This is a genomic window from Micrococcus sp. HOU01, assembly GCF_035609305.1.
In the GTDB taxonomy this organism is placed as follows: domain Bacteria; phylum Actinomycetota; class Actinomycetes; order Actinomycetales; family Micrococcaceae; genus Micrococcus; species Micrococcus luteus.
Map to the genome: position 1 here is coordinate 1,502,329 of NZ_CP141211.1, position 21,659 is coordinate 1,523,987.

General features: G+C 73.1%; 17 protein-coding genes. 6 read left to right on the plus strand and 11 right to left on the minus strand.

Translation table 11 applies throughout. From position 1 onward, the window contains the following. Positions 1–238: 238 nt before the first annotated feature. From tkt to SOY78_RS06895, 5 genes are read left to right on the plus strand one after another with little or no spacing between them, the layout of a single operon-like run. Entirely contained in the window at positions 239–2,413 is a 2,175-nt protein-coding gene (gene tkt / locus SOY78_RS06875; RefSeq protein ID WP_036315272.1) for a transketolase, read from the plus strand. Positions 2,414–2,472: 59 nt separating this feature from the next. Continuing rightward, a complete protein-coding gene (tal, locus tag SOY78_RS06880; protein WP_063189246.1) occupies positions 2,473–3,591 on the plus strand; it encodes a transaldolase in 1,119 nt (372 codons plus the stop codon). A gap of 56 nt (positions 3,592–3,647) precedes the next feature. Further along, positions 3,648–5,249 carry a glucose-6-phosphate isomerase gene (locus SOY78_RS06885; protein WP_145951125.1) on the plus strand — a complete coding sequence of 534 codons (1,602 nt, stop codon included), beginning with the start codon at positions 3,648–3,650 and terminating at the stop codon, positions 5,247–5,249. Continuing rightward, a complete protein-coding gene (zwf, locus tag SOY78_RS06890) occupies positions 5,239–6,801 on the plus strand; it encodes a glucose-6-phosphate dehydrogenase (RefSeq protein WP_036315281.1) in 1,563 nt (520 codons plus the stop codon). The genes SOY78_RS06885 and zwf overlap by 11 nt, the downstream gene beginning before the upstream one ends. Further along, a complete protein-coding gene (locus SOY78_RS06895) occupies positions 6,798–7,739 on the plus strand; it encodes a glucose-6-phosphate dehydrogenase assembly protein OpcA (RefSeq protein ID WP_036315284.1) in 942 nt (313 codons plus the stop codon). The genes zwf and SOY78_RS06895 overlap by 4 nt, the downstream gene beginning before the upstream one ends. A gap of 93 nt (positions 7,740–7,832) precedes the next feature. Here the strand turns inward: SOY78_RS06895 and secG are convergent, their stop codons facing one another. From secG to uvrA, 11 genes are all read right to left on the minus strand, one after another. Next, positions 7,833–8,084, minus strand: coding sequence for a preprotein translocase subunit SecG (gene secG / locus SOY78_RS06900; protein WP_036315286.1), 252 nt, complete (start codon positions 8,082–8,084; stop codon positions 7,833–7,835). 81 nt (positions 8,085–8,165) lie between these two features. Next, complete coding sequence (gene tpiA, locus SOY78_RS06905; RefSeq protein ID WP_036315288.1) at positions 8,166–8,957, minus strand: triose-phosphate isomerase; 792 nt, start codon at positions 8,955–8,957, stop codon at positions 8,166–8,168. 2 nt (positions 8,958–8,959) lie between these two features. Further along, positions 8,960–10,207 (minus strand): phosphoglycerate kinase, encoded by a 1,248-nt coding sequence (locus SOY78_RS06910; protein WP_324701342.1) that lies wholly within the window; start codon positions 10,205–10,207, stop codon positions 8,960–8,962. A gap of 107 nt (positions 10,208–10,314) precedes the next feature. Next, positions 10,315–11,325 carry a type I glyceraldehyde-3-phosphate dehydrogenase gene (gap, locus tag SOY78_RS06915; RefSeq protein WP_044658949.1) on the minus strand — a complete coding sequence of 337 codons (1,011 nt, stop codon included), beginning with the start codon at positions 11,323–11,325 and terminating at the stop codon, positions 10,315–10,317. A 185-nt stretch (positions 11,326–11,510) separates the two neighbouring features. After that, positions 11,511–12,137, minus strand: coding sequence for a superoxide dismutase (locus SOY78_RS06920; protein WP_145951127.1), 627 nt, complete (start codon positions 12,135–12,137; stop codon positions 11,511–11,513). Positions 12,138–12,286: 149 nt separating this feature from the next. Next, positions 12,287–13,252 (minus strand): DNA-binding protein WhiA, encoded by a 966-nt coding sequence (whiA, locus tag SOY78_RS06925; protein WP_145951128.1) that lies wholly within the window; start codon positions 13,250–13,252, stop codon positions 12,287–12,289. A gap of 31 nt (positions 13,253–13,283) precedes the next feature. Continuing rightward, positions 13,284–14,330, minus strand: a complete 1,047-nt coding sequence (locus SOY78_RS06930; protein WP_049147872.1) for a gluconeogenesis factor YvcK family protein — start codon at positions 14,328–14,330, stop codon at positions 13,284–13,286. Further along, on the minus strand, positions 14,327–15,223 hold the full coding sequence (rapZ, locus tag SOY78_RS06935; protein WP_119217298.1) for an RNase adapter RapZ: 897 nt from the start codon (positions 15,221–15,223) through the stop codon (positions 14,327–14,329). Before rapZ ends, SOY78_RS06930 begins: the two co-directional genes overlap by 4 nt. Next, positions 15,220–17,145: an excinuclease ABC subunit UvrC gene (gene uvrC, locus SOY78_RS06940; protein ID WP_324701343.1), complete on the minus strand. Its 1,926-nt coding sequence runs from the start codon at positions 17,143–17,145 to the stop codon at positions 15,220–15,222. The genes rapZ and uvrC overlap by 4 nt, the downstream gene beginning before the upstream one ends. After that, positions 17,138–17,809 (minus strand): lysophospholipid acyltransferase family protein, encoded by a 672-nt coding sequence (locus SOY78_RS06945; protein ID WP_036315306.1) that lies wholly within the window; start codon positions 17,807–17,809, stop codon positions 17,138–17,140. The genes uvrC and SOY78_RS06945 overlap by 8 nt, the downstream gene beginning before the upstream one ends. Positions 17,810–17,849: 40 nt before the next feature. Continuing rightward, positions 17,850–20,336, minus strand: coding sequence for an excinuclease ABC subunit UvrA (gene uvrA / locus SOY78_RS06950; protein ID WP_416383411.1), 2,487 nt, complete (start codon positions 20,334–20,336; stop codon positions 17,850–17,852). Positions 20,337–20,949: 613 nt separating this feature from the next. Here uvrA and SOY78_RS06955 point away from each other — a divergent pair. Further along, on the plus strand, positions 20,950–21,630 hold the full coding sequence (locus SOY78_RS06955; protein ID WP_324701344.1) for an MBL fold metallo-hydrolase: 681 nt from the start codon (positions 20,950–20,952) through the stop codon (positions 21,628–21,630). Positions 21,631–21,659: the final 29 nt, after the last annotated feature.

A 21,659-nucleotide genomic window follows, 5' to 3' on the forward strand; every position in this document is an offset into this window, starting at 1 on the left:
TGGGCGTGCCCGTCCCGGGGTTCGGATCGGCCACTCGGGCGGTCCGCCTGCGGTCAGGCCTTGACCCAGTCTACTCGTGTCAACGGCTGTTCGCCCGGGGGCGAAGCATGTCATGAGGCGCCCGGTCGGGCCCGCCCCGCCGTCGCGCGGCTAGGCTGGGACGACGGCCCCGCGCCGCGACGCCCCGGCGTCGGCCGGGGCCGCACCCCGACGCTCCCGATCCGCCAGGAGAGAACCCGTGACCGACGCCGCGCAGCCGTCCACCCCCCCGACCCTGGACCGGGTGGCCCCGGCCCGCGGGTTCGTCTACTCGGAGCAGGACCGCCGGATGGTGGACACGCTCAAGGCGCTCTCGGCGGACGCCGTGGAGAAGGCCGGGCACGGCCACCCCGGCACCGCGATCTCGCTGGCCCCCGTGGCGTGGCAGCTGTACCAGAACGTCATGCACCTGGACCCCACGGACGACCGCTGGGAGGGCCGGGATCGCTTCATCCTCTCCGCGGGCCACGCCTCGCTCATCCAGTACCTGCAGTTGTTCGCCGCGGGCGCCGGGCTCGAGATCGAGGACATCCAGGGGCTGCGCACCGAGGGATCCAGGACCCCGGGCCACCCGGAGTACGGCCACACCCACGGCGTCGAGGTGACCACGGGTCCGCTGGGCCAGGGCCTGGCGATGGGTGTCGGCTTCGCGTACGAGCAGCGCCGCGTGCGCGGGCTGATGGACCCCGACGCCGCCCCCGGCACCTCCCCGTTCGACCACCACGTGTTCGTGCTCGCCTCCGACGGGGACATCCAGGAGGGCGTCGCCGCCGAGGCCTCCTCGCTGGCCGGGCACCAGGAGCTCGGGAACCTGGTCGTCGTCTACGACGCGAACCGCATCTCGATCGAGGACGACACGGACATCGCGTTCACCGAGGACGTGGTCCGCCGCTACGAGGCCTACGGCTGGCACGTGCAGGAGGTCGACTGGACCAACGGCGCCCAGGGCCACGCCGTGACCGAGTACACGGAGGACGTGGAGGCCCTGTACGACGCCCTCGTCGCGGCCAAGGCCGAGACCGGCCGGCCCTCGCTGATCAAGCTGCGCACCGTGATCGGCTGGCCCTCCCCCACGAAGCAGAACACCGGCGGCATCCACGGCTCCAAGCTCGGCACGGACGAGGTCGCCGGCCTCAAGGAGAGCCTCGGGCTGGACCCGACCAAGACCTTCGACGTCGACCCCGAGCTCCTGGCCCGCGCCCGGTCCATCGCCGAGCGCTCGGCAGAGTACCGCCGCGGCTGGGAGGTGGCGTTCCAGGCCTGGCGCGAGGCGAACCCGGAGAACGCGCGGCTGTACGACCGACTGGCCGGACGAGAGCTGCCCGCTGGCTTCGCGGACGCGTTCCCGTCCTGGGACGCGGACGAGAAGGGCCTGGCCACGCGCGCGGCCTCCGGAGAGGTGCTCACGGCCCTCGCGCCGGTCATGCCCGAGCTCTGGGGCGGCTCGGCCGACCTCGCCGGGTCGAACAACACCACCATGAAGGGCGAGCCCTCCTTCATCCCGGCCCGCCGCTCCACCGCCACGTGGCAGGGCCACGAGTACGGCCGCACCCTGCACTTCGGCGTCCGCGAGTTCGCGGCCGGGGCGATCGTCAACGGCATCACGATCGGCGGCCTGACCCGCGCGTACGTGGGCACGTTCCTGACGTTCTCCGACTACATGCGCCCCGCCGTCCGCCTGGCCGCCCTCATGGGCACCCCGAGCACGTACGTGTGGACGCACGACTCCATCGGCCTCGGCGAGGACGGCCCCACGCACCAGCCGGTGGAGCACCTGGCCGCCCTGCGGGCCATCCCCGGGCTCGACGTCGTCCGCCCGGCCGACGCCAACGAGACCGCGTGGGCGTGGCGGACGGTGCTCGAGCACCGGGACCGCCCGGCCGGGCTCGTCCTGTCCCGGCAGAGCCTGCCCGTGCTCCCCCGGGACACGGACGGCTTCGCCCCCGCCTCGGGCGTGGCCCGCGGCGCCTACGTCCTCATCGACGCCACGGATGCCGACGGCGCGCCGACGCCGGCCCGCGCGCTGCTGATCGCGACCGGCTCCGAGGTCTCCGTGGCCGTGCGGGCCCGCGCGCTGCTGCAGGCCGACGGCGTCCCGACCCGCGTCGTCTCCGCCCCCTGCCTCGAGTGGTTCGCCGAGCAGGACGAGGCCTACCGGGCCGAGGTCCTGCCCGACGGCCCCGACGCCCCGGTCCGCGTCTCCGTCGAGGCCGGCATCGCGATGCCGTGGTTCGAGCACACGGTGACGGCCTCCTCCCCGGGCGCCCGCGTGAGCCTCGAGCACTACGGCGAGTCGGCCGACGGCGCCCGCCTGATGGAGAAGTACGGATTCACTGGCGAGCACGTCGCCGAGGTGACCCGCGGCCTCCTCTGAGGCCCGGCGCCCACGGCGCCCCGAGCACGTCCACCCCGAAGGGAAGGCACCCGCAGACCATGAGCACCCCGCAGAACCCGAACACCGCCGCGCTGGCCCAGGCCGGTGTGTCGATCTGGCTCGACGACCTCTCCCGCACGCGGCTGGACGAGGGCACGCTCGAAGAGCTGATCGCCACCCGCTCGGTCACCGGCGTCACCACGAACCCGTCCATCTTCGCGGTCGCCCTCGCGGACGCGGGCGCCTACCAGGGACAGCTGCGCGACCTCGCCGCGGCCGGCGCCTCGGTGGACGAGGCCGTCGTCGCCCTGACGACCGAGGACGTGCGCCGCGCCGCCGACGTGCTCGCGCCCGTCCACGAGCGCACCGGCGGGGCGGACGGCTTCGTCTCCCTTGAGGTCGATCCGCGCCTGGCCCGCGACGCCGCCGGCACCGTGGCGCAGGCCCGCGAGCTGGCGGCGGCCGTCGACCGTCCCAACCTCATGGTGAAGATCCCCGCGACCGTGGAGGGCCTGTCCGCCATCGCGGACGTGCTCGGCGCGGGCATCAGCGTGAACGTGACCCTGATCTTCTCCCTGCCCCGCTACCGCCGGGTGCTCAACGCCTGGCTCACCGGCCTGGAGAAGGCCCGGGCGAACGGGCACGACGTCCGCCGCCTCCACTCGGTGGCCTCCTTCTTCGTCTCCCGTGTGGACACGGAGGTCGACGCGCGGCTGCGCGCGATCGGCACCCCCGAGGCCGAGGCGCTGACCGGCCGGGCCGCCGTCGCCAACGCGCGCCTGGCCTACCGAGCCTTCGAGCAGGCCCTGGACTCGGAGCGCTGGCGCCTGCTCGAGGCGGCCGGCGCCCCCGTGCAGCGGCCCCTGTGGGCCTCCACCGGCGTCAAGGACCCCGCCCTGCCGGACACGCTGTACGTCACCGAACTCGTGGCACCGCACACCGTGACCACCCTGCCGGAGAAGACCCTCGAGGCGGTCGCCGACCACGGGGTGATTGCGGCGGACACCGTCACGGGCGCCTACGCCGAGGCCGATGCCCTGCTCGACGCGGTCGGCGCGGCAGGCGTGTCCTACCAGGACGTCGTGGACGTGCTGGAGACTGAGGGCCTGGAGAAGTTCGAGGCCGCGTGGGACGAGCTGCTCGGCTCGGTCCGCTCCGGGCTCGACGCCCATCGCTGACCGCACCCGCCCCCCGACCCCGCCGCCCGCTCGCCACGCGCACGGAAGGACCCCCCATGAGCACCCTCGGCCTCACCGCCACCGGAGCCGCCCTCGAGGCGATCGACCGCCATCTGCCCGCCCTCCTCCAGGACCGCGTCGCCTCCCGCCTCGGGGCGCAGGACGCCGACCTGTGGGGGGCGCCGGCCCGCGACGAGGCCGCCAAGCGGCTCGGCTGGATCGACCTGTTCGAGGACTCCCGCGCCCTCGTCCCAGACATCGCCCAGCTGACCCGGGAGCTGCGCGCCGAGGGCGTGGACCGCGTGGTCCTGGCGGGCATGGGCGGCTCGTCCCTGGCCCCCGAGGTGATCGCGGCGACGGCCGGCGTCGAGCTCGAGGTCCTGGACTCCACGGACCCGCTGCAGGTCTCCCGTGCCCTCGAGCGCGACCTCGAGCGGACCGTGCTGGTGGTCTCCTCCAAGTCCGGCTCCACCGTGGAGACCGACTCGCAGCGTCGCGTCGTCGAGGCCGCGTTCCGCGACGCGGGGATCGACCCCCGCACCCGCCTGGTCGCCGTCACGGACCCGGGCTCACCGCTGCACGCCGCGTGCGAGTCCGCCGGCTGGCGCGCCGTCTTCACCGCGGACCCGACCGTGGGCGGGCGCTTCTCGGCCCTCACCGCGTTCGGCCTGGTCCCCACCGGCCTGGCCGGGGTGGACGTCGCGGCCCTGCTGGACGACGCGGAGGCCGTGCTCGACCTGCTGACGGCCGACGACGAGGACAACCCGGGCCTGCAGCTCGGCGCGGCCCTGGGCGGCACGCAGCCGCTGCGCGACAAGCTCGTCTTCGCCGACCACGGGTCCGGCATCGCCGGACTGCCGGCCTGGATCGAGCAGCTGATCGCCGAGTCCACGGGCAAGGACGGCACCGGGCTGCTGCCCGTCATCGTCGCCCCCGGCGACCCCGAGACCGCGTGGGACGCCCCCGACCTGCTGCAGGTGCAGCTCGTCGGCGAGGACGACGTCGCGGCCCCGGGCCACGGCGTGCAGGTCGCCGGCTCGCTCGGCGCCCAGCTGCTGCTGTGGGAGGTGGCCACCGCGGTGGCCGGCCGCCTGCTCGGGATCAACCCCTTCGACCAGCCGGACGTGGAGGCCGCCAAGGCCGCCGCGCGCACCCTGCTGGACAGCCCCGCCGCCGAGCGGACGGCCGACGGTGAGGTGGAGGGCGTCGAGGTCTCCGGCCCGGCGTCCGTGACCTCTGCCCCGGACCTGGCCGGCGTGCTGCGCGCCACGGCGGCACTGGTGCCCGAGGGCGGCTACCTGGCGGTCCACGCCTACCTCTCCCGTCATGACGACGCCGAGCTCGAGGAGCTGCGCGCGGACCTGGCGGACCTGGTCGGCCGCCCGGTCACGTTCGGCTGGGGTCCGCGGTTCCTGCACTCCACCGGACAGTTCCACAAGGGCGGCCCGGCCGTCGGCGTGTTCCTGCAGATCACCGGCGACGCCGGCCTGGACCTCGAGGTGCCCGGCCGCCCGTTCTCCCTGGGCAGGCTCATCGCCGCGCAGGCAGCGGGCGACGCCCGGGTGCTGGGCGATCTCGGCCGCCCCGTGGTCACCCTGCACCTGCGCCGCCGCGACGCGGGCATCGAGGCCCTGAGGAGCGCCGTCCGTGGCCGGTGAGTCCCGGACCGCCCCCCGCAACCCGCTGCGCGACCCCCGTGACCGGCGCCTGACCCGCATCGCGGGCCCGTCGGCGCTCGTGCTGTTCGGCGTGACGGGCGACCTGGCGAAGAAGAAGCTCCTGCCGGCCATGTACGACCTGGCCCAACGCGGCCTGCTGCCGCCGGCGTTCTCCCTCGTCGGCTTCGGTCGCCGCAGCTGGTCCGACGAGGAGTTCGCCGACTACGTGCGCGCCGCCGTCGAGGCCTCCTCCCGGACCACGTTCGACGAGACCGTGTGGGACCAGTTCCAGGGCGGTCTGCGCTTCGTCTCCGGCGCGTTCGACGACGAGGCTGCCTACGTCCGTCTCGACGAGGTGCTCGCCGAGCTCGAGACCTCACGCGGCACGCGGGGGAACACCGCGTTCTACCTCTCCATCCCGCCGGACTGGTTCGAGGCCGTCTCCCGCCACCTGGCCGACCAGGGCCTGGCCGACCGGTCGCAGCCGGCCGAGGGCCCGTGGCGCCGCGTGGTCATCGAGAAGCCCTTCGGCCACGACCTGGCCAGCGCGCAGGAGCTCAATGCTGTGATCGAGCGCGTCTTCCCCTCGGACGCGGTGTTCCGCATCGACCACTACCTCGGCAAGGAGACGGTGCAGAACATCCTCGCGTTCCGGTTCGCCAACCGGATGTTCGAGCCGCTCTGGAACGCGGAGCACGTGGACCACGTCCAGATCACGATGGCCGAGGACATCGGCATCGGTGGACGGGCGAGCTACTACGACGGCGTGGGCGCGGCGCGCGACGTCATCCAGAACCACCTCCTGCAGCTGCTCGCGTTCACCGCGATGGAGGAGCCGATCTCGTTCGACGCGGACCATCTGCGCGCGGAGAAGGAGAAGGTCCTCGAGGCCGTGACCGTCCCGGACACGCCCGAGGGACTCGCGGCGGCCTCCGCCCGCGGCCAGTACACCTCCGGCTGGCAGGGCGGCGAGCGGGTCACGGGATTCCTCGACGAGGAGGGCTTCAACCCGGCGTCCGTCACGGAGACGTACGCCGCGCTCAAGGTGGGCATCCGCACGCGGCGCTGGCAGGGCGTGCCGTTCTACCTGCGGGCCGGCAAACGCCTCGGCCGGCGGGTGACGGAGATCGCCGTCGTCTTCAAGAAGCCCCCGCACCTGCTGTTCCCCGTCCACGACGGGGACGAGTTCGGGCAGAACATCATCGTCATCCGGGTGCAGCCGGACGAGGGCGTCACCATCCGCTTCGCGTCCAAGGTGCCCGGCACGCAGACCGAGATCCGCGACGTCACGATGGACTTCGGCTACGGCCACGCCTTCACCGAGGACTCCCCCGAGGCGTACGAGCGTCTCATCCTCGACGTGCTCCTCGGGGAGCCGCCGCTGTTCCCGCGCCAGGCCGAGGTGGAGCTGTCCTGGCGGATCGTGGACCCGTTCGAGGAGCACTGGGCGAGCCTGGGCACCCAGCCCGAGCCCTACGCCCCGGGCACGTGGGGACCGCCCTCGGCCGACGCCCTCATGGCCCGCGACGGACGAAGCTGGAGGCGCCCGTGAAGATCCGCATGCACGACACCACCACCTCCCAGGTGGCCAAGCGCATCACGCAGCTGCGCGAGAAGAGCGGGGTCGTGGCCCTCGGCCGCGTCCTCACGCTCGTGATCAGCACGGACGACGCCGGCATCGAGTCCGCCGTCCAGGCCGCCAACGCGGCCTCGCTCGAACACCCGTGCCGCATCGTCGTCCTGGCCCTGGGCGACCCCGCGGCCCCCACCCGCCTGGACGCCGAGATCCGGGTCGGGGGCGACGCCGGCGCCTCCGACGTCGTGGTGCTGTGGTGCGCCGGGGAGAACGCCCACGCCGACGAGTCGCTCGTCTCCGGGCTGCTCCTGCCCGATGCGCCCATCGTCGTGTGGTGGCCCGGGGTGCCACCCGGGGTCCCCTCGGCGACGGCGCTCGGTCGCCTGGCCCACCGCCGGATCACGGACACGGCCTCGGCGTCCGCGGCCGAGCCCGCCCTGTGGGCTCTGCGCGCGGGCCACCATGAGGGGGACACCGACCTGGCCTGGACGCGCCTGACGCTGTGGCGGATCCAGGTGGCCGGGATCTTCGACACGCTCGACGTGGCCACCCTGCGCTCGGTGACGGTGGACGGGGCGCCGGACTCCCCCAGCACCATGCTGCTCGCGGCGTGGCTCACCCTGACCCTGAAGGTGCCCGTGACGATCGCGCACTCGAAGGTCGGCCACGGGATCCGTGCGGTGCGCCTGCGGTGCACGGACGGGGACGTGGTGCTCTCCCGCTCGCAGTCGCAGGTGGCCCGGCTCTATCAGCAGGGCCGGCCGGTGCAGCGCATCTCCCTGCCACGCCGGACGATCCAGGACTGCCTGGCCGAGGAGCTGCGCCGCCTGGACCCGGACGAGGTCTTCGGCGCCGTGCTCCACCAGGGCCTGCCGCGCACGGACCTCTCCCCCGTGCAGGCCTCCGAACGCTGAGGGGCCCCCGGCGCCCCACCGGTCCGGGACGCGCGAACGCCCCGCACGGATCTTCCGTGCGGGGCGTTCGCGTCGGGGCCCGGCGGGGCGGCCTCAGGACTCCATGGTCAGACGCGGCAGGACGCCGAGCAGGGCGATCACGACACCCCAGGCGACCACGGAGCCGACGGTCAGGCGGGTGAGCAGACGCTGGGCGGAGCCCGAGGAGCTCATCGAGCTGGTCACGCCGCCGCCGAACATGTCCGAGACGCCGCCGCCGCGGCCCTTGTGCAGCAGGATGAGCAGCACGATGACCACGCTGAGCACGACCACGAGGATCTGCAGGGCCAGGGTCAGGACGTCCACGGGAGGGCTCCTCGGGTCGAGGTGCGGCCCCGGCGCGCGCCGGGGCCGTCACGGAGAATGCGGTCGGTCGGGCCGGACGGATCAGGCCTGGTCGAACCGGACGATCTTAGCAAACTCGTCCGCGTCGAGGCTGGCGCCGCCCACGAGGGCGCCGTCCACGTCCGGCTGCGCCAGCAGCGCCGGCGCGCTGGAGGACTTCACGGAGCCGCCGTAGAGGATCCGCAGTCCGGCGGCGACGTCGTCGCCGTGCAGTGCGGCCACGCGGGCGCGCAGGGCCGCGCACATCTGCTGCGCGTCCTCGGGGCCGGCGACCTCGCCCGTGCCGATCGCCCATACGGGCTCGTAGGCGACGACGACGCCGGCCACGTCCTGCGCCGACAGGCCCGCGATCGAGCCCTCCAGCTGGGCGAGCGTGTGCTCGACGTGCCGGCCGGCCTGGCGCACCTCCAGGCCCTCGCCCACGCAGATCACCGGGGTGAGGCCGTGGCGCAGGGCCGCGGCGGCCTTGCGCGCGACGAGCGCGTCGTCCTCCCCGTGGAGGGTGCGACGCTCGGAGTGGCCCACGATCGCGTAGCGGCACCCCAGCGCGGCCAGGAACGCGCCGGAGACGTCGCCCGTGTAGGCGCCGGCGTCCTCGGGCGAGAGGTCCTGCGCGCCGTAGGCGAGGTCCAGGCGGTCGCCGGTGACGAGCGTCTGCACGGCCCGCAGGCCCGTGAAGGGCGGGAACACCGCGACCTCCACGGCCTCCTGGTCATGGTCCGCGTCCGTGAGGAGCCACGTGAGGCGCTGCACCAGGGTGACGGCCTCGAGGTGGTCCAGGTTCATCTTCCAGTTGCCCGCGATCAGCGGCACGCGTGTGGTCTGCTCCGCCATGCTCACGCCCGCCCCTCGCCGGCCAGGGCGGTGACGCCCGGGAGCTCCTTGCCCTCGAGGTATTCGAGGGAGGCGCCGCCGCCGGTGGAGATGTGGCCGAACGCGTCGTCGGCGAAGCCGAGCGTGCGCACGGCCGCCGCGGAGTCGCCGCCGCCGACCACCGACAGGCCGCCGGCCGCGGAGGCCTCGGTGAGGGCCCGGGCCACCGCCCGGGTGCCCTCCGCGAAGGCCGGGAACTCGAACACGCCCATGGGGCCGTTCCAGAACACGGTCTGGGCGCCGCGGATCTGCTCCGCGAACGCCCGGGCCGTCTCGGGGCCGATGTCCAAGCCCATGGCGGACGCGCCGTGCGCGCCCGAGGTGAGGGCGTCCACGGCCAGGACCTCGTGCTCGGCGTCGGCCGCGAAGCCGGAGGCCATGACGATGTCCGTGGGGAGCACGATGCGGGCGGCCCCGGCCTCGGAGCGGCGCAGGTACTCGCGGACGGTGTCGAGCTGGTCCTCCTCGAGCAGGGAGGTGCCCACCTCGTGGCCCTGCGCCTTGAGGAACGTGAAGAGCATGCCGCCGCCGATCAGCAGCGTGTCGGCCTTGTCCAGCAGGTTGTCGATCACGGCCAGCTTGTCCGAGACCTTCGACCCGCCCAGCACGACGACGTAAGGCCGCTCCGGGGACTCGGTCAGACGGGTGAGCACCTCGAGCTCGGCGGCGACCAGCGGACCCTGGTAGGCCGGCAGCTGTGCCGCGACGTCGAACACGGAGGCGTGCTTGCGGTGGACCGCGCCGAAGGCGTCGCCCACGTAGGCGCCGTCGTCGCCGGCCAGCGCCGCCATCTCGCCGGCCAGTGCGGCGCGCTCGGCATCGTCCTTGGAGGTCTCGCGGGCGTCGAAGCGCACGTTCTCCAGCAGCAGCACCTGGCCGTCCTGCAGGGCGGCGGCCTTCGCGCGCGCGTCGTCCCCGGTCACGTCCGCGGCGAGGGCGACGTCGGTGCCCAGCAGCTCGGCCATGCGCGCGGCGACGGGGCGGAGGGAGTACGCGGGGTCCGGCTCACCCTTGGGGCGGCCCAGGTGGGCCATGACGATCACGCGCGCACCGGCCTCGGCCAGGTCCCGGATCGCGGGCAGCGAGGCACGGATGCGGCCGTCGTCGGTGACGGTGTCCCCGTCCAGCGGGACGTTCAGGTCGGACCGGATGAGCACGGTGCGGCCGGCGACGCCGGCCTTGAGCAGATCGGTGAGGGTCGGTGCGGGCATGATGCCTCCTGGGGTGCCGGAGCGGGGTCGGTTCACGGTGCAGTCTAGGCGGACGGCCCGGGCCGACGGAGGAACCGTCGGCCCGGGCCGTCGGGCGCCGTGCGGGCTCAGAGCTTCGAGCCGATGAGGTCTGCGAAGTCCATGAGCTGGGAGGTGTAGCCGTACTCGTTGTCGTACCAGCCGATGATCTTCACGGTCTGGCCGATGGACTTGGTCAGCGGGGCGTCGAAGGTGCACGCCGCCGGGGAGGTGATGATGTCCGAGGACACGATCGGGTCCTCCGAGTAGACCAGGCGGCCCTGCAGCGGACCGGACTCCGCGGCCTTCTTGAACGCCGCGTTGATCTCCTCGACCTCCACGTGGCGCGTCAGCTCCACGGTCAGGTCGGTGGCCGAGCCGGTGATGGTGGGCACCCGCATGGCGAAGCCGTCGAGCTTGCCCTTCAGCTCCGGGATGACCTCGCCGATGGCCTTGGCCGCGCCCGTGGAGGTGGGCACCATGTTCTGGGCCGCGGCGCGCGCCCGACGGCGATCCTTCTTGTGCACGTTGTCGTGCAGGTTCTGGTCGCCGGTGTACGCGTGGATCGTGGTCATGATGCCGTCCACGATGCCGAACTCGTCGTTGAGGACCTTCGCCATCGGGGCCAGGCAGTTCGTGGTGCACGAGGCGTTCGAGACGATGTGCATCGACTCCGCGTCGTAGGTGTGCTCGTTCACACCCATCACGAAGGTGCCGTCGACCTCCTTGGCGGGAGCGGAGATGAGGACCTTCTTGGCCCCGGCGTCGAGGTGGGCCTGCGCCTTGGGGCCGGTCGTGAAGATGCCGGTGCACTCGATGACCAGGTCCACGCCGAGCTCACCCCACGGCAGCTTCGTCGGGTCGGCCTCCTGGAAGAACGCGACGTCGCGGCCGTCGATGCGGAACCCCTTCTCGGTCCGCTCCAGCTCGCCCGGGTAGCGGCCCAGGATGGTGTCGTACTTGGTGAGCCAGAACAGGTCCTCGGGGTCGGCGAGGTCGTTCACGGCGACCAGCTCGAGGCCCTCGTGGCCGCGGTCCCTGAGCACGCGCACGATGTTGCGTCCGATGCGGCCGTAGCCGTTGATGGCGATCTTGGTCATGGTGGTCTCTCTCGTTAGTTCGCGTTGCGTGGTCCCCGTGGCGGTGGGTCCGGGGCGGTACGGTCGAGCGGTCGCGCCCGGTCCGGGCGCGCGGTGGGGACAGGGCCGGAGCGCCGAGCCCCTCCCCGCATCGGGGCGCTGACGTCGTGGGGCCACGACATCAGCGCCCCGGTGCGCGGTGTGGATCAGGCCGGGAGGATCAGGCCGGAGGCGCCGGCGCGGGCGGCCTCGAAGCGGGCCTGCACGTCGGCCCAGTTCACGATGTTCCAGATCGCCTTGACGTAGTCCGCCTTGACGTTCTGGTAGTCGAGGTAGAAGGCGTGCTCCCACATGTCCAGCTGGAACAGCGGGATGGTGGCGACCGGCACGCCGTTCTGCTGGTCGTAGAACTGCTCGATCACCAGGTTGCCGCCGATGGGCTCGTAGGCCAGCACGGCCCAGCCGGAGCCCTGGATGCCGAGGGCGGCGGCGGTGAAGTGGGCCTGGAACTGGTCGAACGAGCCGAAGTACTCGTCGATGGCGGCGGCCAGCTCGCCGGTCGGCTTGTCGCCGCCCTCCGGCGAGAGGTTCTTCCAGAAGATCGAGTGGTTCGTGTGCCCGCCCAGGTTGAAGGCGAGGTCCTTCGACAGCTGGTTCACGGAGCCGAAGTCGCCGGCCTCACGCGCGGCGGCCAGCTTCTCCAGGGCGGTGTTCGCGCCCCTGACGTACGTGGCGTGGTGCTTGGAGTGGTGCAGCTCCATGATGCGGGCCGAGATGTGCGGCTCCAGCGCGGCGTAGTCGTAGTCCAGCTCCGGAAGGGTGTATTCGGTCATGCTTCCTCCTTGGTCAGGCGAGGCTGCGGGCAGGACGCCCTCGGCCTCCACCTCGGGCAACCTCGCGTCTCGGCGGCGTATTCCGTCCGTCTCCATTGTGATCGGGGGCGGAGCGCCGGGGCCAGATCCCGTCGACGGTGATCCCGCGCTCAGCCCTCGGAGGCCGCGTCCGTCCCGGGGATGCCCCGCTCGGCGGCCCGCTTGTCCGCCATGGCCAGTAGCCGGCGGATGCGCCCGGCGACGGCGTCCTTGGTCATCGGCGGGTCCGCGAGGCGGCCGAGCTCGTCGAGGGAGGCCTGCTTGTGCTCGAGGCGCAGCCGTCCCGCGTAGCGAAGGTGGTCGGGCACCTCGTCCCCGAGGATCTCGAGGGCCCGCTCCACCTTCGCCCCGGCCGTGACAGCGGCCTGGGCGGAACGGCGCAGGTTGGCGTCGTCGAAGTTCGCCAGGCGGTTGGCGGTGGCCCGGACCTCTTTGCGCTCGCGCCGCTCGCGCCAGAGGGTCGCGGTCTGCTCCGCGCCGACGGCGGCGAGCAGCGTGGCGATCGCCTCGCCGTCGCGGACCACGACGCGGTCCGACTGACGCACCTCGCGCGCCTTCGCCGCCACGCGGAGCCGACGCGCGGCCCCCACCAGCGCGAGCGCGGCCTCCGGGCCCGGCGTGGTCACCTCGAGGGCCGCCGAGCGGCCGGGCTCGGTGAGGGAGCCGTGGGCCAGCAGGGCCCCGCGCCACACGGCGGCGGTGGCCGCCGTCGTCCCGCTGACGAGGACCGGCGCGAGGCCACGCACGGGCCGTCCCCGCTGGTCGATGAGCCCGGTCTGCCGGGCGAGGTCCTCTCCCCCGCGCACGACCCGGAGCACGTACCGCTGACCACGGCGCAGGTTGCCGCCGGAGACCACCACGATCTCCGGGGCCAGGCCGTACAGGTCGGTGATGGCGGCGCGCAGGCGGCGCGCACTGGCGCCGTGGTCCAGCTCCGCCTCCACGACGACGCGGCCGGCCACGAGGTGCAACCCCCCGGCGAACCGCAGCATCGCCGCGGTCTCCGCCCGCCGCTCCGGGGTCGCGGCGACCGGCACACGGGCCAGCTCCTCCTTGAGGGTCATGGTCAGCGCCATGCTCGTGCTCCTTCTCGGCGAGGTGCGCGCGTCAGTGGGTCATCGCCTCGTCGATCGCGACGGCCAGGCGCAGCGGGTCGTGGACCTGGGGATCCTGGGCACTGCTCACTCTACTGAACGCCACGCGCGCGCCCATCCGGGCCGCCTCGGCCTCCACCGCCGCCCGGTCGGTGACCGCGTCCACGTCGGCGATCACCACGTCCAGCCGAAGGTCCGGCGCATAGGAGCGCAGCACCTTGAGGTGGTCGGCGTGGGTGAGGCCGGTGGTCTCCTGGTCTCCCGTGCGCAGGTTCAGCACCATGAGGCGCCGGGCGGTGGTGGCGGCGAGGGCCGCGCGCACGTCCGGCATCAGCAGGTGCGGCAGCACCGACGTGTACAGCGAGCCGGGTCCGAGCACCACCCAGTCGGCCAGCTCGATCGCCGAGAGCGCCTCCGGGGTGGCGGGGGCGTCGGACGGGCTCAGGCGGACGTCGGTGACGCGCCCCTCGAACGCGGCGACCGCGAGGGCCACCTGGCCCTCCACGCATCGGGTGCGCAGGCGGCCGTCCGGGCCGGCGCTGAGCACGTCCCCGCCGATGGTCAGCGGCACCCGCGAGACCGGCAGGACCTCGCCGTGCGCCCGCAGCAGGGCGCCGGCCCAGCGCAGCCCGTCCACCGGGTCGCCCAGCAGCTCCCAGAGGGCGACGATCAGGAGGTTCCCGAGCGCGTGGTTGTCCAGGGTGGCCTGGTCGGCGGGCACCTCGGTGGAGCGGAAGCGGTGCTGCATGACGTGGGCCCAGGTCCGACCCCAGTCGGTGTCGTCGCACAGGGCGGCCAGCGCCATGCGGAGGTCGCCGGGCGGCAGCACCGCCATCTCCCGGCGGATGGTGCCGGAGGAGCCGCCGTCGTCCGCCACCGTGACGACGGCCGTGAGGTGCCCGGCCACGTGCCGCAGGGCCGCGAGGGACGCGGAGAGGCCGTGGCCGCCGCCGAGGGCGGTGACCCGGGCCGTGGGGCGGGACATGCCGGCGCCCACCCCGCGCCCTTCCGAACCCATCCCGGGCGGCAGGGGCAGCTGGCCGGTGAGCGGGGACGTCATTCGCGCCCCATGTCCCGGTGCTGGACGTGCACCGTGACGTGGGGCACCTGGGCCAGGCGCCGGGCCAGCTCCTCGGCGACGGCCACGGAGCGGTGCTTGCCGCCCGTGCAGCCGATGGCGAGCGTGGCGTAGTGCTTGTTCTCCCGCCGGTAGCCCTCGAACACCGGCCCCAGCATGGCGACGTACGCGCGCAGGAAGTCCTCGACACCGGGGCGGGAGAGCACGTAGTCCGCGACCGCGGCCTCCGTGCCCGTGTGCGGACGCAGCGCCGGCACCCAGTGGGGGTTGGGGATGAAGCGCATGTCCGCCACGAAGTTCGCGTCCGCCGGGACGCCGTACTTGAACCCGAAGCTCATGATGGTCAGGCGCAGCGTGACGGGGCCGGACTCCGAGAACAGCTCGGTGATCTCCGTGGCCAGGCCGTGCACGTTCAGCTCGGTGGTGTCCACCACGACGTCGGCACGCGCCTTGAGCGGCTCGACGACGTCCCGCTCCGCGCGGATGCCGTCCAGCAGCCGGGCGTTGCCCTGCATCGGGTGGGGGCGGCGGCCGGCCTCGAAGCGCCGGAGGAGCACGTGATCGTCCGCATCGAGGAACACCGTGCGGTACTCCACCCCACTGTTGGCCAGGTGCTGCAGGGCGGCGTACAGCTCCTCGAAGTAGGAGCGCGAGCGCACGTCCACCACGATCGCCAGGCGCGGGAACGCCTCCGGCGAGCGGGCGATGAGCTCGGCCAGCGTGCCGAACAGGGCCGGCGGCATGTTCTCCACCACGTCCCAGCCGTGGTCCTCGAGCGCGTGCGCGGCGGTGGTCCGTCCGGCGCCGGACATCCCGGCGATCACGAGCACCTCGGATGTCGGCGGCTTCTCCGGCTGGAGGGTCTCCTCGATCATGACTCCACTGTATCCGCGGGCGTGTCGGCCGTGAGCGCCGTGTGGACGGCCTCGGCCAGCCGCGGCCCGATGCCGGCGACCTCGGTCAGCCGGTCCACGCCGGCGGCCCGGATCTCGGCGACGGAGCCGAAGTGGTTCAGCAGCGCGGTGCGCTTGGCCGGGCCCAGACCCGGGATCCCGTCCAGGGCGGAGACGGTCATCGCCTTGGACCGCCGGCTGCGGTGGCCCGCGATCGCGAACCGGTGCGACTCGTCACGGATGCGCTGGAGCAGGTACAGGCCCTCCGAGGTGCGCGGCAGGACCACCGGGAACTCGTCGCCTGGCAGCCACACCTCCTCGAGCCGCTTGGCCAGCCCGACCACGGGCAGGTTGTCCAGGCCCAGCTCCTCGAGGACCGCCGCGGCCGCGGCCACCTGGGGCGGGCCGCCGTCGACCACCACGAGCGAGGGCGGGTACGCGAAGCGGCGCCCCGCCTCCTGATCGTCCCCCTCGACCTGACCGGACAGCGGGGCGCCCTCCGCGCGCTCCTTGGCCAGGCGGGCGAAACGCCGCCGCAGGACGTCGCGCAGGGACGCCGTGTCGTCCCGGGCGGCCTCCCCCGTGACGTTGAAGCGGCGGTAGTCCTTCTTCTTCGGCAGCCCGTCCTCCATGACGACCATCGAGCCGACCACGTTGGTGCCCTGGGAGTGGGAGATGTCGTAGCACTCGATGCGCAGCAGGGGCTCGGTGATCTCCAGGGCCTCCTGCAGCTCCCGCAGGGCGGCGGAGCGGGTGGTGAGGTCCCCGGACCGCCGCGACTTGTGCAGCTTGAGGGCCATCTCCGCGTTCTCCCGGACGGTCTCCATGAGGTCCGCCTTCGAGCCCCGCCGGGGCACGCGCACGGCGACCCGGGACCCGCGCAGGCCCGAGAGCCACTCGGTGAGCTGTGCGGCGTCGTCGGGCTCGACCGGGACGAGGATCTCGTGCGGGATGCGCTCCGGCCCCTCGAGGTCGCCGTAGACCTGCTGGAGCAGGTGCGCGACCATCTCCGGCTCGGCGACGTCCTCCACGCGCTCCATGACCCAGCCGCGCTGGCCGCGGATGCGTCCCTGCCGGACGTGGAACACCTGCACCGCGACCTCCAGCTCGTCCGCGTGCAGGGCGAAGATGTCCGCCTCCGTGTTCTCCGGCAGCACCACGGCGTTGCGCTCGAACACGCGGCGCAGCGCGGCGATGTCGTCCCTCAGCCGGGCCGCGTCCTCGTAGCGCAGCTCCTCGACGGCACGGGCCATGGCCTTCTCCAGCTCGCGGATGAACCGGTTCGCGTCCCCGGCCATGAAGTCGCAGAAGTCCTGGGCCAGCGCGCGATGGTCCGCCGGGCTGATCCGGCCCACGCAGGGCGCCGAGCACTTGCCGATGTAGCCGAGCAGGCACGGCCGGTCCTGGGCGCGGGCCCGCTTGAACACGCCCGCCGAGCACGTGCGGACCGGGAAGACGCGCAGCATCAGGTCCACGGTCTCCCGGATCGCCTTGGCCGGGTGGAACGGGCCGAAGTACTTCACGCCGGGCTTCCGGTCGCCGCGCATCACCTGGACGCGCGGGAACTGCTCGTTCATGGTCACGGCCAGGTACGGGTACGACTTGTCGTCCCGGTACATGATGTTGAACCGGGGGCGGTACTCCTTGATCCACGTGTACTCGAGCTGGAGCGCCTCCAGCTCGGAGCCGACGACGGTCCACTCGACCGCGGCCGCCGTGAACACCATGGTCCGGGTCTTGGTGGCCAGCCGAGCCGGGTCCTGGAAATAGGAGCTCAGGCGGGCGCGCAGGTTCTTCGCCTTGCCGACGTAGACGACGCGTCCGTCCGCGTCGCGGAAGCGGTAGACGCCGGGGGACGTGGAGATCTCGCCCGGAGCCGGGCGGTAGAAGGCCGGATCAGCCACGGGCACCCGGGGCGGCGTTGTACGCGTCCACGCGCTCCTGCCCCGAGAGCGCGCCGATGGCGTCCATGATCGCCGCCGTCGCGTCGCGGCGCTGCGGCAGGGTGTGTCGACGCCCGGGGTGGCCGAAGTCCAGGGGCGCGCCCACGCGCACGGAGAACCGGTGGGGACGGAAGCCGTTGGTGTCAGGCGGCTGGAGGTGCTGCGTGCCGACGAGGCCCACGGGCACGACGGGTGCGCCGGTGGCCAGGGCCAGCCAGGCCGCACCGGTGCGGCCGCGGTAGAGGCGGCCGTCGCGGCTGCGGGTGCCCTCCGGGTAGATGCCGACGCCCTGGCCGGACTCGAGCAGGCCCACGAGGGACTCGAGCGCGGCCACGGAGGCGGCCTGCTCGCCCCGGCGGACGGGGACGGAGCCCACGGACTCGAAGAACCGCCGCCGGACGCGGCCCCGCAGGCCCGTGCCCGTGAAGTACTCCTCCTTGGCGAAGAAGTGGACCGGGCGGGGGGCGAGGGCCTGGAGGATCACCGAGTCGACGAAGGACAGGTGGTTGGAGGCCATGACGAAGGGGCCCCGCGCAGGGACGTGCTCCATGCCGACGACCTCGGGGCGGCAGGTGAGCCGCAGGAGCGCGGCGGCGCTCCTGCGCACGGGCTCCGACGTCGCCATGGCTCTCCTTCGTCCGCGTCCTGCGTGGGCGGGGTCCATGCTACGCGAGCAGTTCCGCGAGGAACCGGCCCGTGTGGCTCTCCGCGACGTGTGCGACCTCCTCCGGCGTGCCCGCGGCCACGATCGTGCCGCCCCCGGAGCCGCCCTCGGGGCCGAGGTCGATCACGTGGTCGGCGCTCTTGATCACGTCGAGGTTGTGCTCGATGGTGAGCACCGTGTTGCCCTTGTCCACGAGGGACTGGAGCACGTGCAGGAGCTTGCGGATGTCGTCGAAGTGCAGCCCCGTGGTCGGCTCGTCCAGCACGTAGATGGTGCGGCCGTTGGAGCGCTTCTGGAGCTCGGCCGCCAGCTTCACGCGCTGGGCCTCGCCGCCCGAGAGCGTGGTGGCGGGCTGGCCCAGGCGGACGTAGCCCAGACCGACGTCGACGAGCGTGTCCAGGTACCGCGAGATGCGGGTGTACGCGCTGAAGAAGTCCGCGGCCTCCTCGATCGGCATGTCGAGGACCTCGGCGATGTTCTTGCCCTTGTAGGTGACCTCGAGCGTCTCCCGGTTGTACCGGGCCCCGTGGCACACCTCGCACGGCACGTAGACGTCCGGCAGGAAGTTCATCTCGATCTTCAGCGTGCCGTCCCCCGCGCACGCCTCGCAGCGCCCGCCCTTGATGTTGAAGGAGAACCGGCCCTGCTGGTAGCCCCGGACCTTCGCCTCGGGGGTCTCCGCGAAGAGCTTGCGGATCGCGTCGAACACGCCCGTGTAGGTGGCGGGGTTGGAGCGCGGCGTGCGCCCGATGGGGCTCTGGTCCACGTGGACCACCTTGTCCAGGTGCTCGAGCCCCTCCACGGACCGGTGCCGGCCGGGCACGAGCTTGGCGCCGTTGAGCCGGTTGGCCAGGACCTTGTAGAGGATCTCGTTGATCAGCGTGGACTTGCCCGAGCCGGACACGCCCGTCACGGCCGTGAGGACCCCGAGCGGGACCTCCACCGAGACGTCCTTCAGGTTGTTCTCCTGGGCGCCGCGGACCGTCAGCACGCGCCCCTTCTCCGGGACGCGACGCCGCTCCGGCACCGCGATGGAGCGGCGCCCGGAGAGGTAGTCGCCGGTGACGGACCGCGTGTTCGCCTTGAGATCCGCCAGGGAGCCCGAGTGCACGACCTCGCCGCCGTGCTCGCCCGCGCGAGGACCGATGTCCACGATCCAGTCCGCCTCGGCGATCGTGTCCTCGTCGTGCTCGACGACGATGAGGGTGTTGCCGAGGTCCCGCAGGCGCAGGAGGGTCTCGATGAGGCGGCGGTTGTCCCGCTGGTGCAGGCCGATGGACGGCTCGTCGAGCACGTAGAGGACGCCGACCAGCCCGGAGCCGATCTGCGTGGCCAGGCGGATGCGCTGGGCCTCGCCTCCGGAGAGGGTGCCGGCCGGCCGCTCCAGGTTGAGGTACTCCAGGCCGACGTCCAGCAGGAACGCCAGCCGGGCCAGGATCTCCTTGAGCACCTGGTCCGCGATCTGCCGCTCCCGGTCCGTCAGCCGCAGCCCCGAGAAGAACTCCATGGCCTCCCGCATGGGCAGGCGGGTGGCGTCCGCGATGGACAGGCCGCCCACGAGCACGTTCAGGACCGTGGGGTTGAGGCGGGCCCCGTGGCACGCCGGGCACGGGATCTCCCGCATGAACGACTCGTAGCGCTCGCGGGCGCCGTCCGACTCGGTCTCCCCGTGCTTGCGCATCACATAGGGGATGACGCCCTCGAAGCCCGTGGTGTAGCGGCGCTCGCGGCCGAACCGGTTGCGGAACGTCACCTCCACCTTGAAGTCCTTGCCGTTCAGGACGGCGTCGCGCTCCGCCTCCGTCAGGTCCTTCCACGGGGTGTCCAGGGAGAAGCCCATCTCCTTGCCCAGCCCGCCGAGCACGCGCAGCCAGTAGTCCGAGGTGGACTTGCCGAGCGACCACGGCACGACGGCGCCCTCGCGCAGGGACAGCTCGTCGTTGGCGACGACGAGGTCCGGGTCCACCTGCAGGCGGGAGCCGATGCCGGTGCACTCGGGGCACGCGCCGAACGGGTTGTTGAAGGAGAACGAGCGCGGCTCGATCTCGTCCACGGTCTGCTCGTGCCCGTTGGGGCAGGAGAGCTTCTCGGAGAACGAGCGGTACCGGGGGTTGCCCTCGGCGTCCCGCCCGCCGAACTCCGCGGTGTTCTTCTTGCCCTTCTCGGCGACCGGCTCCACGTCCACGAACTCGGCCACGACGAGGCCGTCCGCCAGCTTCAGGGCGGTCTCCACCGAGTCGGTGAGGCGCTGGCGGATGCCCTCCTTCATGGCAAGGCGGTCCACGACGACGGCGATGGTGTGCTTGACCTGCTTCTTCAGCACGGGTGGGTCCGAGAGCTGGACGGTCTCCCCGTCCACGACGGCGCGGGCGAAGCCCTGCGTGGACAGGTCCTTGAACAGGTCCACGAACTCGCCCTTGCGGCCGCGGACGACGGGCGCGAGCACCTGGAAGCGGGTGCGCTCGGGCAGCTCCTCGAGCTGGTCCACGATCTGCTGCGGGGTCTGCCAGGCTCACCGGCTCTCCGCACTGCGGGCAGTGCGGCACCCCGACGCGCGCCCAGAGCAGGCGCATGTAGTCGTAGATCTCGGTGATGGTCCCCACCGTGGAGCGCGGGTTGCGGTTGGTGGACTTCTGGTCGATGGACACGGCCGGGGACAGGCCCTCGATGAAGTCCACGTCCGGCTTGTCCACCCGGCCCAGGAACATGCGGGCGTAGGAGGAGAGCGACTCGACGTAGCGTCGCTGGCCCTCGGCGAAGATCGTGTCGAAGGCCAGGGAGGACTTGCCCGAGCCGGACAGACCCGTGAACACGACCATGGCGTCCCGCGGGAAGCTGACGTCCACGTCCTTCAGGTTGTGCTCGCGGGCGCCCTGGACGACGATGCGGTCCCGCTCGCCCGAGCGCGCGCCGCCGGGGCCGGAGGCGAGGCCGCCGGGGTGGGTCTCGACGGCGGAGGAGACGGTGGTGGAGGAGTTCTTGGGCACGCGGCCAGCATAGGGGCGGGCACGGACACGACACCGGGGTCTCGCCTGTGGGCGAACCGACCGCCGGCCCGGCCCGCCCTGGCGCGTCGCCGCCCCGTCCGTACACTGTTGCGCATGCCCGAGACCGCCCGGAACCGCCTCCTGCACGATCTGCCCGCCGTCACGGTGCGCACCTGCTCCGTGTCGGAAATGGACAACAACGTGTACCTGCTCACCTCCAAGACCATGGGGGCGCAGGTGCTGATCGACGCCGCCGCCGAGGCCGAGGCCATCCGCGACCTCATCGCCTCGGCCGCGGACGACACCCCGTGCGAGCCGCGCCTCGAGATGATCGTCACCACGCACCGGCACTGGGACCACGTGCGGGCGCTGCCGGCGCTGGCCTCCCTGACCGGGGCCCGCACGGCGGCCGGCGAGGACGACGCCGACGCGATCGCCGAGGCCACGGGGGTCGCCCCCGACGTGCGCCTGCGCCACGGGGACACCGTGGGGGCGGACGGGCTCCGGCTCGAGGTGGTGGCCCTGCGCGGCCACACGCCCGGGTCCATCGCGCTGGTGTGCCGCCCCGAGGCGGACGAGCCGGCCGTGCTCTTCACCGGCGACTCCCTCTTCCCGGGCGGGGTGGGCAACACCGAGGGCGACGACGGCCGGTTCCGCCAGCTGTTCACGGACGTCACGGAACGGGTCTTCGACGCGTTCGACGACGACGTGGTGGTCCACCCCGGCCACGGCGCCTCCACGACCCTGGGCGCCGAGCGCCCCCACCTGCCGGAGTGGGCCGAGCGCGGCTGGTGACGGTGCGCCCGGGCGGTCCCGGGCCCGGC

What these genes read in the sequence shown, in the direction of transcription:
- SOY78_RS06930 (WP_049147872.1), bottom strand. Translation starts at nt 14,330, where the DNA reads ATGACGTCCCCGCTCACCGGCCAGCTGCCCCTGCCGCCCGGGATGGGT.
- gap (WP_044658949.1), bottom strand. Translation starts at nt 11,325, where the DNA reads ATGACCAAGATCGCCATCAACGGCTACGGCCGCATCGGACGCAACATC.
- tal (WP_063189246.1), top strand. Translation starts at nt 2,473, where the DNA reads ATGAGCACCCCGCAGAACCCGAACACCGCCGCGCTGGCCCAGGCCGGT.
- whiA (WP_145951128.1), bottom strand. Translation starts at nt 13,252, where the DNA reads ATGGCGCTGACCATGACCCTCAAGGAGGAGCTGGCCCGTGTGCCGGTC.
- SOY78_RS06955 (WP_324701344.1), top strand. Translation starts at nt 20,950, where the DNA reads ATGCCCGAGACCGCCCGGAACCGCCTCCTGCACGATCTGCCCGCCGTC.
- SOY78_RS06910 (WP_324701342.1), bottom strand. Translation starts at nt 10,207, where the DNA reads ATGCCCGCACCGACCCTCACCGATCTGCTCAAGGCCGGCGTCGCCGGC.
- tpiA (WP_036315288.1), bottom strand. Translation starts at nt 8,957, where the DNA reads ATGGCGGAGCAGACCACACGCGTGCCGCTGATCGCGGGCAACTGGAAG.
- SOY78_RS06945 (WP_036315306.1), bottom strand. Translation starts at nt 17,809, where the DNA reads ATGGCGACGTCGGAGCCCGTGCGCAGGAGCGCCGCCGCGCTCCTGCGG.
- rapZ (WP_119217298.1), bottom strand. Translation starts at nt 15,223, where the DNA reads ATGATCGAGGAGACCCTCCAGCCGGAGAAGCCGCCGACATCCGAGGTG.
- SOY78_RS06920 (WP_145951127.1), bottom strand. Translation starts at nt 12,137, where the DNA reads ATGACCGAATACACCCTTCCGGAGCTGGACTACGACTACGCCGCGCTG.
- SOY78_RS06885 (WP_145951125.1), top strand. Translation starts at nt 3,648, where the DNA reads ATGAGCACCCTCGGCCTCACCGCCACCGGAGCCGCCCTCGAGGCGATC.